A 13,242-nucleotide genomic window follows, 5' to 3' on the forward strand; every position below is an offset into this window, starting at 1 on the left:
CCTTCCGCTCAGCCGACCCCGGGTGCTGCCGCGACTGCCGCGAGACCCGCACCGCATACGCGCCGGCCGCCGCCTGATCCGCCGGACTGCTCTAGCGCTGCCGCTCCCGCAGTCGCCGCCGCATGCGCGCAGCGGGGATCGCGAGGGCCAGCAGGACCGGGACTGTGGCGGCGATACCGACCCAGAGGACGAGGGCGAGATAGCCGTAGGCCGCGTTCCTCGTGTCCTGGTCCGCCCGTACGAGGAAGACGACGCTCACCACGAGCGCCACCGCCATGAGGGCCCCCACGACGATCGCGGACCAGGTGAGAAGGCGGGCCCGGCGCCGGTAGGCAGTCGTGATCTCCCCGGGCTGCGGCGGCACGAACCAAGGCCCGCCGGGGGGATGGGGTCGGTGTGGGGGCGGCGGCTGCTGGGCGGACATGGGGCCAGTTCTACGCCGCGCCGTCCCAGAACACCACCCGGTCCCGGGTCACGTCTTGTGGCCGTCCCAGTTCACGTCGCTGAAGCTCCGCACCAGGGCGACCAGCGCCGCGCCCAGCCGCCAGTCCACCTCCGGTGCGTGCAGATGCAGCTTGTCGCCCCGCGACCGGAACTCCAGCGGCATCCGCCCGGCCGCACGCCAACGGATGCGCCGAGGAGCACGCGCGGCCCCGGCCTCGTTCCCCGGGATGCTGTCGAACACCGTGATGAGGACGATCACCACCATCAGCGGCAGGCACAGCCACCACAGGAACCACCACACGATCCGCCCCTTGTAGCCCACCATCTCGGGGCCGCCGGGCTGGGTCACGGTCCAGCGAGTGCGCAGGCCCCGGCCCCGGAGCGCCTTCTCGCGCACGATCGTGCCGATCAACTCGCCCTGAGGGCCCAGCACCTGGAAGGTGGCGACCCCGCCGCCGGCGGACCGGGTCACCACGCTCGCCACCCGTTCCCGGCGGTGCTCGTCGGTCCACAGCACGAAGGAGCGGACACCGGTCTTGCGGGCCTCCAGGTAGGCGGGGACGCCGCCCGGGGGCAGTTCGCGCTCGGGGCGGGCCACCACGCTGTGCGTCCCCGATCCGTCGAAGAAGTCGATGGTGTCCTCGACCGTCGGCGGCGGGGTGAGGCTCCGGACCTTTCTCCGGCCGCTGTTCATCCTCAGTACGTTGCTCACCCGGGATTCTCCTTGGTGGGTCCGACAACCGGCCGCCTACTTTAAGGGGCAACAAGCTTCGCCAGAGGCTGACAGGAGGACCAACGGGGAGGGGCGACCGGCCCGCAGGCCCGCCGCCCCTCCCCCACACGTCACACGGTGCCTACTGGATGACCGTGATCCGGTCCGTCGCCGGCGGGGCCAGCGGCGCGGCAGCCGTGGAGTGGGCCGCCAGGTAGGCGTTGAACAGGTCCAGGTCGGACGCGCCGACCAGCTTGTTCGTGCCCTGGCCGAGGGCCGGGAAGCCGTCTCCGCCGCCCGCGAGGAACTCGTTCATCGCGACGCGGTAGGTGCGTGCCGGGTCGATCGCCTCGCCGTTCAGCTTGATGCTGTCGGCGACCACGCGGTCCGCGCCGCTCTTCGTCAGGTCGAGCGTGTAGGTGAGGCCCTTGGAGACCTGGAGGATCTTCGGGCTGGCCTCGTTGGGGCCGCTGACCTGCTGCTGGAGAGCGGTGACGAGCTGGGCTCCGGTCAGGTCGACGACGTTCATCATGTTGGTGAACGGCTGCACGGTGAACGCCTCGCCGTAGGTGACGACCCCGTCGCCCTCACTGCCGGACGCCTTGTGCACCAGGTCCGCGCGGATCCCGCCCGGGTTCATGAACGCGACTTCCGCGCCGCCCTTGTCGGCCGGGGCGAGGCCTTCGAGCTGGGCGTCGGCGATGACGTTGCCGAGCGGCTTCTCGGGGGCCGTGGAGCCGCGGCCGTTGATGTCGGCGCTGATCCAGCCCTGCGGCTTGTTCGCGATCGGGGCCGCGAGCTTGTTCCAGCGGTCGATCAGGCGGGTCATGTCGGGGGCCTTGGGCTGGTCCCGGGTCACGACGTGGTTCGCGGACTTCACCGACGTACGGACTATGTCCTTGGTGCGGCGGTCGTAGGTCAGCGTGGTGTCCGTGTACAGCTTGCCGAACGACGAGGCGGACGTGACCATGCGCGGCTTGCCGGACGGGTCCGGGACCGTGCACACGTACGCCTGGTGGGTGTGGCCCGTGACCAGGGCGTCCACCTTCGGCGTGATGCCCTTGGCGATGTCGACGATCGGGCCGGAGATGCCGTCGCCCGCCCCGGGGCTGTCGCAGTCGTAGTTGTACGAGGTGGAGGCCGGGGCCCCGCCCTCGTGGATCAGGGCCACGATCGACTTGACGCCCTTGCGGTCCAGCTCGCGGGCGTACTTGTTGATCGTCTCGACCTCGTCGTGGAACTTCAGGCCCTTGACGCCGTTGGCCGTGACGATGTCCGGGGTGCCCTCCAGGGTCACTCCGATGAAGCCGATCTTGACGCCGTTCTTCTTCCAGACGGTGTACGGCTTCAGCAGCGGCTTGCCGGTCTTCTCCTTGGTCACGTTGGCCGCGAGGTAGGGGAAGTCCGCCCCCTTGAACTTCTTGCCCTTCTCGTAACAGCCCTCGACCGGGTGGCAGCCGCCGTTCTGGAGGCGGGCCAGCTCGGTCGCGCCCTCGTCGAACTCGTGGTTGCCGACCGCCGTGACGTCCAGGTCGAGACCGTTCAGTGCCTCGATCGTCGGCTCGTCGTGGAAGAGGCCCGACAGCAGCGGACTCGCGCCGACCATGTCACCGCCGGCCGCCGTGACGGAGTACGGGTTGCCCTTGCGCGCGGTGCGCAGCGAGGTCGCCAGGTACTCGACGCCACCGGCCGGGATCGCCTTCACCGTGCCGTCGGGCTGCGTCTCGGAGACGTTGCCCGCCGAACCGGCCGGCGGCTCCAGGTTGCCGTGCAGGTCGTTGAACGACAGCAACTGCACGTCGACGGTACGGGGCTTGTGGCCGTGCCCGTGTCCGCCGCCGTGCCCGGGGCCCCGGTCGTGGGCGCCGGCCGGCATCGCGGCGACGAGCGCGCCCACGGTGGCCAGCCCGGCCGCGGCGGCGAGCACCCGCCGGGACGCACGGTTCTTCTGCGGAGTCGCTGACATCGGTCCCCTTGTGTGTCAGTTACGTCAGTGGTGTCACTTCTGGAATCCTGCGTGCCGCAGCCTAGAGTCAACGCGCGTAGCGCAACAGGTGTCCGGGGTTACGGACTGGTTGCCATCCGGCGCATTTGTCCAACAGCCCGTCGGACACACTTGCGCAGCAGGCTGTTGCGCAAGTGCCCCTCCGCCCGGGGCCCGCACAGCCCACCGGCCCGCCGCGCCACCACCGGGCGCACCCCTCGCCGTACGCTCGGAGGCATGACGACTGACGCACCCCTTCCCGCTCCCGGACGCGAGGTTCAGGCCCTCGACGCACTCGCCCCCGCACAGGCCGAGGCCGTCCTCGCCCTGCTCGCCGACGCGGCCGGGTCCGACGGCCGGCAGGCGGTCTCCGAGCAGGGCAGGCTCCGGATCCGGGGCGGACACCGCGACGGCGTACGGCACTTCCTCCTCACCGTCGACGGCACGCTCGCCGGGTACGCCCAGCTGGAGGACACCGACCCGGTCGAGGCCCCGGCCGCCGAGCTGGTCGTCCACCCCGACCGGCGCGGCAACGGGCACGGCCGGGCGCTCGGCGCCGCCCTCCTCGCCGCGACCGGCAAGCGGCTGCGGGTCTGGGCGCACGGCGGCAGCTCCGCGGCCCGCCACCTCGCCCAGGTCCTCGGGCTCTCCCTCTTCCGCGAGCTGCGCCAGCTGCGGCGGAGCCTGATCCCGCTCGACCTCGCCGAGCCGGTCCTGCCCGAGGGCGTCACCGTACGGACCTTCGAGCCGGGCCGGGACGACGCCGCCTGGCTCGCCGTGAACCGCGCCGCTTTTGCTCATCACCCCGAGCAGGGTTCGCTGACCCAGCAGGACCTGGACGACCGCAAGGCGGAGCCCTGGTTCGACCCGAAGGGCTTCTTCCTGGCCGAGCGGGACGGGGAGATCGTCGGGTTCCACTGGACGAAGGTGCACGCCGAGGAGCAGCTCGGCGAGGTGTACGTCGTCGGCGTGCTGCCCGACGCCCAGGGCGGCGGCCTCGGCAAGGCGCTGACCTCGATCGGCCTGCACCACCTGGCCGCCCAGGCGCTGCCCACCGCGATGCTCTACGTGGACGCGGACAACACGGCGGCCGTGACGGTCTACGAGCGCATCGGCTTCACCACGCACGAGGTGGACCTGATGTACCGCACGGAATCCTGAGGGCTCTCACCACGGCTCACCACTGCTCACCCTGCTCACCGCGGCTGCTCACCGCGGCAGCTTCCGGAGCGCCACCGCCACAGAAGAGGGCCATCCGACTCGGCAGAAAAACTATCGTGGCGGGAGTAGACATCCGGCCGTGGACGGGGTTAGCGTTTTCCTCGTAGCCGGAAGAGAAACCGGCACGAAAAGTGGCACGGCAGTGGAGCGAGGGAGCCGGAATCGGTGGGTTCCCCCGTTGGCTGCCGGGCCGGCGGTCCCAGGGGCCGCGTGCAGTAGCCGCAGTACCAGGCAGTACCGGAACAGTGAACCGAACGAAGTGTCGAAGTAAGGAGCAGACGCCATCAGGATCGCCTGAGCGAGGAAGACTCCGCTCGGGTACCGCAGACCCCGGAACGGAAGGTGGTCCCCGGTCAAGCATTCGCGATCCCCGCTCCCCCGCCCTCCCGGGCGGACCGGCGGAACAGATGAGCCGGCGCAGTCGGCCGGCAGATGGTGTTGAAAGCTCGGGGCCCGGGCGCCGCAAGGCGCTCGGGCCCCCCGACGTGTCCCCGAAAGAAGAGGTGCTATGCCCCCTCGCGGTACCCGCCCCACCGACAAGTTCGACGATGACGACTACCCCGCCTACACCATGGGCCGGGCCGCCGAGATGCTCGGCACCTCCCCCGCCTTCCTCCGCACGCTCGGCGAGAACCGCCTGATCACCCCGCTGCGCTCGGACGGGGGCCACCGCCGTTACTCCCGCTACCAGCTGCGCATCGCGGCCCGCGCCCGTGAACTGGTCGACCAGGGCACGAACATCGAGGACGCCTGCCGCATCGTCATCCTCGAGGACCAGCTGGAAGAGGCACAGCGCATCAACGAGGAGCTGCGCGCCGGGCGCGCCCCGGCCCCACCGGCCGCCTGACCGCCCGACCGCTCGGCAGCCCGACCGCCTGGCAGTTCGCCAGCTCCTCTCCGAACACCTCACGGGGCGGCGTCACTTCCCCCCCCCCCGCTTTTACACCACCCTTTCACTACTCAATTAGTGAAAGGGTGGTGACCATGGCAGAACCCGCAGCGGTCGAGTTCCGTATCGACCGGCGCAGCGGCGTCGCCACCTACCTCCAGATCGTCCAGCAGACGAAGCAGGCCCTGCGCCTGGGCGTTCTGGAACCCGGGGACCGGCTGCCCACCGCCCGCGAGGTCGTGGAAGCCACCGCCATCAACCCGAACACCGTCCTGAAGGCCTACCGCGAGCTGGAACGCGAAGGTCTCGTCGAGGCCCGCCGCGGGCTCGGCACCTTCGTCCGCAGGACGCTCGGGGGTGCGGCCGAGGCATCCGCCGCCGACGCGCCGCTGCGCACCGAACTCGCCGACTGGGCCCGCCGGGCACGGTCGGCCGGGCTGGAGAAGGACGACGTCGGCGCGCTGTTCACCGCCGTGATCGACAGCATCTACCAGGGGGACCAGGACCGATGACAGAAGCGGCGATCGAGGCACACGGCCTCGGAAGAACCTACGGGCGCAGGGGCGGCGGCCACCGAGCCCTGCACGACTGCTCGTTCCGGCTGCCCGCCGGACGGGTCTGCGCCCTCGTCGGGCCCAACGGCGCTGGGAAGTCCACCCTGTTGAACCTGGCGGCCGGCCTGGACCGCCCCGGCGCCGGATCCCTCGCCGTCCTCGGATCCACCGAGCCCGCCGACGTACGCGACCGCGTCGCCTACGTCGCCCAGGACAAGCCCCTGTACCCGCAGCTCACCGTCGCCGACACACTGTGGGCGGGGGCCGAGCTGAACCCCGGGCGCTGGGACCGGGCCACCGCCGACCGGATCGCCGGACCGCTGCCGCAGGGCGCCCGCGTCCGTACGCTCTCCGGCGGGCAGCGCACCCGGCTCGCGCTGGCCCTCGCGCTCGGCAAGCGGCCCGAACTGATGCTGCTGGACGAGCCGATGGCCGACCTGGACCCCCTCGCCCGGCACGAGCTGATGGGCGTCCTGATGGCGGAGACCGCCGAGCACGGCACCACCATCGTGATGTCCTCGCACATCCTCACCGAGCTGGAGGGCGCCTGCGACTACCTCCTGTTCGTCGACGGCGGGCGCGTGCGGCTCGGCGGTGAGGCCGAGGACATCACCTCCGCCCATGCTCTGCTCACCGGGCAGGCAGGCCGCGACCTGGCCCCGCACACCGTCGTCGAGTCCCGCACGACGGGACGTCAACTCACCGCGCTCGTACGGAAGGAGGGCCCCGTGGACACCGCCGCCTGGTCCGTCACCCAGCCCTCCCTGGAGGAGCTGCTGCTCGCCCACCTCCGCTCCCCGGAGGCTCCGCCGCTGCTGACGCCGAGCGCGTCGGCCGGGGTGCGGGCGGAGGGGGTGTCGGCATGAGCACACTCACCCGACCGAAGACCGAGGCCGTCGCCACCGCGCCCGGCACCCTGCGCGGGTCCGCCCGCGTCCTGCTCCGCGTGCACCGCAAGGCCCTGTGGGCGGGGGCCGCCCTGCTGGTCACCGGCATCGGCATCGTCGTCGCGCTCCGTGTCTGGATGGCGTCCTCGGAAGCGCTGTGCGGCGGAGGCGACGTCACCCCGTGCGGCGACGAGATCTACGTCCCCAACTACGCCTACACCTCCGCCGAGGGCTATCTGGCCAACGGCGGCACGGTACTGATCCTCCTGGCCGCGCTCATCGGCCTCTTCGTAGCGGGCCCGCTTATCGCCCGTGAACTGGAGAGCGGCACCTTCCGGCCGGCCTGGGCGCAGTCGGTCTCGCCCGCCCACTGGCTGGCCGCCCGGCTGGCCGTGCCCGCAGCTCTCACGGTCACCGGCCTGACGATCCTGGTCATCGTCTACCGCTGGGGGCTCTGGGCCTTCCGGTCGGGCCCGGAGCGCTACGGGACCAGATGGCACTCCACCGGCGTGTTCCCCGGCACCGGGCCTGCGGTCCTCGGCTACGCGCTGCTGGCCGTGGCGGTCGGCGCGCTGTGCGCGGTACTCGTCCGCCGCACTCTGCTGGCCATGTCCCTGACCGCGCTCGTCTTCGGGGCGGTGGCCGCCTGTCTGAGCGCCTGGCGCTACGAGCTGTGGCCTTCCTCCTTCCGCAAGAGCACCGACGTCTTGGGCCACGCCCCCGGTGACTGGCCGATCGATTCCGGGATGCTCACCGCCTCGGGCGAGAAGCTGTACTGGCAGGACTGCTTCGAGGCCGACATGACGCAGGGGGTCGAGGCCTGCATGCGCGGCCGGGGCGGCATCGACTACTTCTCCGACTACCACCCCGCCTCCCACTACTGGCCCCTCCAGCTCGCCGAGACCGGCATCCTCCTGGCCCTCGCCGCGCTCGCCGTGTTCGCCGCCTTCCGGGTCCTGCGCCGCCTCCACGGCTGAGCGTCCGCACCCGGCAGACCCGTCGTCCGGGCCCCGCGAGGGGTGGGCCCGGACGACGAACGCGTACGCCCACGCCTCAGGGCGGCCCGGCCCCCGCGAACACGTACAGTGACCGCGAGACCCACCCGCAGGCACACCGCTTCCTGTACGTCATGTCGCCGTTACCGGCCATTCAGACGCCCTTGCGACCCTCACGGGATGCAGCCAGCTGTGCCCGCCCCCCGCCGCAACGGGAGAGCCCGCGACCCGGGGTTTCCCGGGCCTTCCGCGATCTTTCCGGGCTCCGACGCGCCTGAGGAGCGCTCCGCGCGGAACAATAGGTCCATGAGCCAGCAGCCCAGCTCCGAGGTCCCCGTCCGGCCCGCCGCCCAGCCGTCCGTCGGCTCGCTCGCCGCGCACCGGCCGCACGCCACCCCCGCGTCGAACGGGGTCGGCTTCTCCACCGCCGCCGACCTGGATCCCGATCTCGACGCCGACGCGGACGCCTACGAGCCCGACCGGGACGGCGACGAGCTGCCCCAGGGGCGTTTCCTGGACCGCGAACGCAGCTGGCTCGCGTTCAACGAACGGGTGCTGGAGCTCGCCGAGGACCCGGCCACGCCCATCCTGGAGCGGGCCAACTTCCTCGCCATCTTCGCCTCGAACCTGGACGAGTTCTTCATGGTCCGGGTGGCCGGCCTCAAGCGCCGCATCGCCACCGGCGTCGCCACCCGCTCCGCCTCCGGCCTCCAGCCCCGCGAGGTCCTGGACCTCATCTGGACCCGCTCGCGCGAGCTCATGGCCCGGCACGCCGCCTGCTTCCAGCAGGACATCGCCCCGGACCTGTCCGACGAGGGCATCCAGCTGATCCGCTGGCCGGACCTGACCGAGAAGGAGCAGGCCCGCCTGTTCACCTTCTTCCGGCAGCGCGTCTTCCCGGTCCTGACCCCGCTGGCCGTCGACCCCGCGCACCCCTTCCCGTACATCTCCGGGCTCTCCCTCAACCTCGCCGTCGTCGTCCGCAACCCGGTCAGCGGCCACCGCCACTTCGCCCGGGTCAAGGTCCCACCGCTGCTGACCCGCTTCCTGGAGGCCTCGCCCCAGCGTTACGTCCCCATCGAGGACGTCATCGCGGCGCACCTGGAGGAGCTGTTCCCGGGGATGGAGGTGCTGGCGCACCACATGTTCCGGGTCACCAGGAACGAGGACCTGGAGGTCGAGGAGGACGACGCGGAGAACCTGCTCCAGGCGCTGGAGAAGGAGCTCATGCGCCGCCGCTTCGGCCCGCCGGTGCGGCTGGAGGTCGAGGAGTCCATCGACCCGTACGTGCTCGACCTGCTGGTCCGCGAGCTGAAGGTGTCCGACGCGGAGGTCTACCCGCTGCCCGGGCCGCTCGACCTGACCGGGCTCTTCGCGATCGCCTCGCTGGACCGGCCGGAGCTGAAGTTCCCCAAGTTCGTCGCGGGCACCCACCGGGACCTGGCCGAGGTGGAGTCCGCGTCCGCGCCCGACATCTTCGCCGCCCTGCGCGAGCGGGACGTGCTGCTCCACCACCCGTACGACTCGTTCTCCACCTCCGTCCAGGCGTTCCTGGAGCAGGCGGCGGGCGACCCGGACGTGCTGGCCATCAAGCAGACGCTGTACCGGACCTCCGGCGACTCCCCGATAGTGGACGCCCTGATCGACGCGGCCGAGTCCGGCAAGCAGGTCCTCGTCCTCGTCGAGATCAAGGCCCGCTTCGACGAGCAGGCCAACATCAAGTGGGCCCGCAAGCTGGAGGAGGCGGGCTGCCATGTCGTCTACGGCCTCGTCGGGCTGAAGACCCACTGCAAGCTCTCCCTCGTCGTCCGCCAGGAGGGCGACACGCTGCGCCGCTACTCCCACGTCGGCACCGGCAACTACCACCCCAAGACGGCCCGGCTGTACGAGGACCTCGGCCTGCTCACGGCCGACCCGCAGGTCGGGGCGGACCTCTCCGACCTGTTCAACCGTCTCTCCGGCTACTCCCGCCGCGAGACCTACCGCCGACTCCTGGTCGCCCCCAAGTCCCTGCGCGACGGGCTGATCGCCCGGATCAACAAGGAGATCGCCCACCACCGTGCCGGGCGGCCCGCCTACGTGCGGATCAAGGTCAACTCGATGGTCGACGAAGCGATCATCGACGCCTGCTACCGGGCGGCCCAGGCGGGCGTCCCCGTCGACATCTGGGTGCGCGGGATCTGCGCGATCCGCCCCGGGGTCGCCGGGCTCTCCGAGAACATCCGCGTCCGCTCCATACTCGGCCGCTTCCTCGAACACTCCCGGGTCTTCTCCTTCGGCAACGGCGGCGAGCCCGAGGTGTGGTTCGGCAGCGCCGACATGATGCACCGCAACCTCGACCGCCGGATCGAAGCACTGGTCCGGGTCACCGACCCCGCCCACCGCGCCGCACTCAGCCGACTCCTGGAGACCGGTATGGCCGACACCACCTCCTCCTGGCACCTGGGCCCCGACGGGAACTGGACCCGGCACGCCACGGACGCCGAGGGCCAGCCGCTGCGGCACGTCCAGGAAATGCTCATCGACGCCCGGAGGCGCAGGCGTGCGACGCCCTGACCAGCAGACGACGACCCGGCCCACGAAGGATCCCGCCCCGGGGACCGGCCCCGGCGCCGACGCCACGGGGGACACGGCGCCGGACGGGGCCGGAGAGCGCGGCCGCCCCGCCGGTCCCGGGCTCACCGGAGGACCTTCCGGAATCGGACCCGCCGGGGACCTGACCACCGAGGCGGTCCTCGCGCCCTACCTCCGGGGGCAGGCCGCCGACTTCCTGCGCAGCCTGCGCCTGCACCACGAGCACAGCGCCCCCGCCGAGTCCGGCGGCCACGACGCCGCGGCCGCCACCCGCGCACTGCGCCGCGCGGCCCGCCGGATCAGCGGCTCCCTGCACACCTTCCGAGCCGCCCTCGACCCGCACTGGGCCGACCAGCTCCGCGCCGAGCTGGCCTGGCTGTCGGGCATCCTGGCCCGCGAACACGCCTACGCGAACCGCCTCACCCGGCTCGTCGAAGCCCTGCACCAGCTCTCCGGCCCCGCTCTCCCCGCCGCCCGGGGAGCCAGGGCCGCCGGGGAGAGCGCCGCATCCGACGCCCAGGGCCGCGCCGCCCTCGGGGTCGGGGCCGCGCGCGCCGGGGCGCTGCTGGAACGCCGCCTCACCCTCGCCCGGACCCGGTCGCACTCCGCGGCCCTCCAGGCGCTCGGCTCCTCCCGCTTCCACGCGGTCGCCGACGCCGTGGCGCTCCTGGCCTCCGACGTACCGCTGGCTCCCGGCACCACGGGCCGGACCTCCGAAGCCCTGCTGGAGCCCGCCGAACGCGCCGAGCAACGACTGCTCACCGCGGTCGCCGCCCTCCCGCCCGAGGACACCGGGCCGTACAACGAGGCGCAGGACGCCGCCTGGCACCAGGCCCGCCTGCTGCTGCGGCTGCACCGGTACGCCCACGAGGTCGTCCTCGGCGCCGCCGACCCGGCCCTCGCCACCCCCGGGCACGCCCTCGACCTGCACCGGGACGCCGTGGAGGCGGCCGCGGCGGCGGCAGCGGCGGCCCGCACCCCACGAATCGCCCCGGCCACGGCGTACGCGCTGGGCGTGCTCCACGCGGACCAGCGCCACGAGGTGGAGGCGGCGCGGGCGGTGTTCCGGGAGACCTGGCCGTACGCCACGGCCCTGACGGTGTCATGAGCGCGGCCCTCCACGGCCCCGCGAACGGGGATCCCCACGGCCCCGTGATCCGCGCCGCGGGATGCGTGCTGTGGCGGCGCGCGCCGGGCGGCGGCAGCGTGGAGGTGTGCCTGGTACACCGCCCGAAGTACGGCGATTTCTCCTTCCCGAAGGGCAAGCTCAAGCGCGACGAGGAGCCGCTGGCCGCCGCCGTACGGGAAGTGCTGGAGGAGACCGGACACCACTGCGCCCCCGGCGCCCGGCTGCCGACCTCCCGCTACCTGGTGGACGGCCGGCCCAAGGAGGTCGCCTACTGGGCGGCCGAGGCGACGGGCGGCTCCTTCACCGCCAACGACGAGGTGGACCGCATCCTGTGGCTGACCCCCGACGCCGCCCGGGCCCGGCTCACCCAGCCCCGCGACGTCCGGCAGCTGACCGCGTTCCTGGACGCGCTGCCCAGGCCCTGACCACGCCGACCCTGACCAGCGCCCCGGCCGCCTCCCCCGGCAGCCCCCGCACCCGCCTGCCCGACACGGTTCACCTGCCGTTCACTCTCCCCCGTTGGCGGCTTCACCTGTTCTGCCTAATTTCGGACGTACAAGGTGCGCGGCGGCAAGCCACAGCACCCCTCCTCATCGCACGCCGTCGTAGAACGAACTGACCACGGCGGCTCCTGGAAGGAACACCCGAAAGTGAAGCTTCAGCGCAAGAACCGGCTTCGTGCCACCGCGCTCGGTGCCCTCGCCGTCTCCGGCGCCCTGGTCCTCACGGCGTGCGGTTCGGACGACAACACGGGCGGTGCCACCGGCACCGGCGAGAAGACGACCGCCGCGTCGAACGTCGACTGCGGCAAGGCCAAGGGTCAGCTGCGCGCTTCCGGCTCCAGCGCTCAGAAGAACGCCATGGACCTCTGGGTCAAGAACTACATGGCCGCCTGTTCCGGTGTGGAGATCAACTACAACTCGTCCTCCTCCGGCGAGGGCATCGTCGCCTTCAACCAGGGCACCGTCGGCTTCGCCGGCTCCGACTCGGCGCTGAAGCCCGAGGAGGTCGCCGACTCCAAGAAGATGTGCAAGTCCGGCCAGGGCATCAACCTCCCGATGGTCGGCGGCCCGGTCGCGATCGGCTTCAAGCTGGAGGGTGTCGACAAGCTCACGCTGGACGCCCCGACCCTCGCCAAGATCTTCGACAGCAAGATCAAGAAGTGGAACGACCCGGCGATCGCCAAGCTGAACGACGGCGTCGAGCTGCCGGACAAGGCCATCCAGGCCTTCCACCGCTCCGAGGACTCCGGCACCACGCAGAACCTCGGCAAGTACCTCGGCGCGGCCGCTCCGGACGACTGGAAGTACGAGGCCGAGAAGAAGTGGCCGGCCCCCGGTGGCCAGGCCGCCTCCGGCTCCTCCGGCGTCGCCTCCCAGGTCAAGGCCGTCGACGGCTCGATCGGCTACTTCGAGCTCTCCTACGCCAAGTCCCAGGACATCCCGACCGTCGACATCAACACCGGTGGCGCCACCCCGGTCCAGGCCACCTCGGAGAACGCCTCCAAGGCCATCGCCGCCGCCAAGATCAAGGGCACCGGCAAGGACCTGGCGCTCGACCTCGACTACACCACCAAGGCCGAGGGCGCCTACCCGCTGGTCCTGGTGACGTACGAGGTCGTCTGCGACAGCGGCAACAAGCCCGAGACGCTCGACACCGTCAAGTCCTTCCTCTCCTACGCCGCCTCCGACGACGGCCAGAAGATCCTGACCGACGCCGGCTACGCCCCGATCCCGGCCGAGATCAACGCCAAGGTCCGCGAGACCATCGGCACCCTCTCGTAACACCCGGGGCGGCCGCGCCGAGGTACTTGCCGAGGTTCTGCGTGGTGCCGGAGTCCTCGGAGCGGTGGA

12 protein-coding genes are annotated in these 13,242 nt (G+C 71.9%); 9 read left to right on the forward strand and 3 right to left on the reverse strand.

The annotated features are described in order from the left end of the window. Positions 1–91: 91 nt before the first annotated feature. The 3 genes from JS521_RS23585 to JS521_RS23595 form a co-directional block, all read right to left on the reverse strand. Positions 92–364: a hypothetical protein gene (locus JS521_RS23585; RefSeq protein WP_307847941.1), complete on the reverse strand. Its 273-nt coding sequence runs from the start codon at positions 362–364 to the stop codon at positions 92–94. A 108-nt stretch (positions 365–472) separates the two neighbouring features. Continuing rightward, complete coding sequence (locus JS521_RS23590) at positions 473–1,156, reverse strand: hypothetical protein (protein WP_205084950.1); 684 nt, start codon at positions 1,154–1,156, stop codon at positions 473–475. Positions 1,157–1,298: 142 nt separating this feature from the next. Further along, positions 1,299–3,122, reverse strand: a complete 1,824-nt coding sequence (locus JS521_RS23595) for a bifunctional metallophosphatase/5'-nucleotidase (RefSeq protein WP_205084951.1) — start codon at positions 3,120–3,122, stop codon at positions 1,299–1,301. A gap of 255 nt (positions 3,123–3,377) precedes the next feature. Here JS521_RS23595 and mshD point away from each other — a divergent pair, with 255 nt between their 5' ends. The 9 genes from mshD to pstS all read left to right on the forward strand — a co-directional run bounded on the left by mshD (position 3,378) and on the right by pstS (position 13,173). Continuing rightward, positions 3,378–4,301, forward strand: a complete 924-nt coding sequence (gene mshD, locus JS521_RS23600) for a mycothiol synthase (protein ID WP_205084952.1) — start codon at positions 3,378–3,380, stop codon at positions 4,299–4,301. 568 nt (positions 4,302–4,869) lie between these two features. Beyond that, positions 4,870–5,208 (forward strand): MerR family transcriptional regulator, encoded by a 339-nt coding sequence (locus JS521_RS23605; RefSeq protein ID WP_205084953.1) that lies wholly within the window; start codon positions 4,870–4,872, stop codon positions 5,206–5,208. A 137-nt stretch (positions 5,209–5,345) separates the two neighbouring features. Beyond that, positions 5,346–5,762 carry a GntR family transcriptional regulator gene (locus JS521_RS23610; protein ID WP_205084954.1) on the forward strand — a complete coding sequence of 139 codons (417 nt, stop codon included), beginning with the start codon at positions 5,346–5,348 and terminating at the stop codon, positions 5,760–5,762. Continuing rightward, the gene (locus JS521_RS23615; RefSeq protein ID WP_205084955.1) at positions 5,759–6,670 is read left to right on the forward strand and encodes an ABC transporter ATP-binding protein; all 912 of its coding nucleotides are present in this window, start codon (positions 5,759–5,761) and stop codon (positions 6,668–6,670) included. The genes JS521_RS23610 and JS521_RS23615 overlap by 4 nt, the downstream gene beginning before the upstream one ends. After that, positions 6,667–7,668, forward strand: coding sequence for an ABC-2 membrane transporter-related protein (locus JS521_RS23620; RefSeq protein ID WP_205084956.1), 1,002 nt, complete (start codon positions 6,667–6,669; stop codon positions 7,666–7,668). The genes JS521_RS23615 and JS521_RS23620 overlap by 4 nt, the downstream gene beginning before the upstream one ends. A 324-nt stretch (positions 7,669–7,992) precedes the next feature. Then, on the forward strand, positions 7,993–10,242 hold the full coding sequence (locus JS521_RS23625) for an RNA degradosome polyphosphate kinase (RefSeq protein ID WP_205084957.1): 2,250 nt from the start codon (positions 7,993–7,995) through the stop codon (positions 10,240–10,242). After that, entirely contained in the window at positions 10,229–11,368 is a 1,140-nt protein-coding gene (locus JS521_RS23630; RefSeq protein ID WP_205084958.1) for a CHAD domain-containing protein, read from the forward strand. The genes JS521_RS23625 and JS521_RS23630 overlap by 14 nt, the downstream gene beginning before the upstream one ends. Beyond that, a complete protein-coding gene (locus JS521_RS23635; RefSeq protein ID WP_205084959.1) occupies positions 11,365–11,814 on the forward strand; it encodes an NUDIX hydrolase in 450 nt (149 codons plus the stop codon). Before JS521_RS23630 ends, JS521_RS23635 begins: the two co-directional genes overlap by 4 nt. Before the next feature lie 225 nt (positions 11,815–12,039). After that, positions 12,040–13,173: a phosphate ABC transporter substrate-binding protein PstS gene (gene pstS / locus JS521_RS23640; protein WP_205084960.1), complete on the forward strand. Its 1,134-nt coding sequence runs from the start codon at positions 12,040–12,042 to the stop codon at positions 13,171–13,173. Positions 13,174–13,242: the final 69 nt, after the last annotated feature.

It is taken from the genome of Streptomyces durocortorensis, assembly GCF_016901035.1.
GTDB lineage: Bacteria > Actinomycetota > Actinomycetes > Streptomycetales > Streptomycetaceae > Streptomyces > Streptomyces durocortorensis.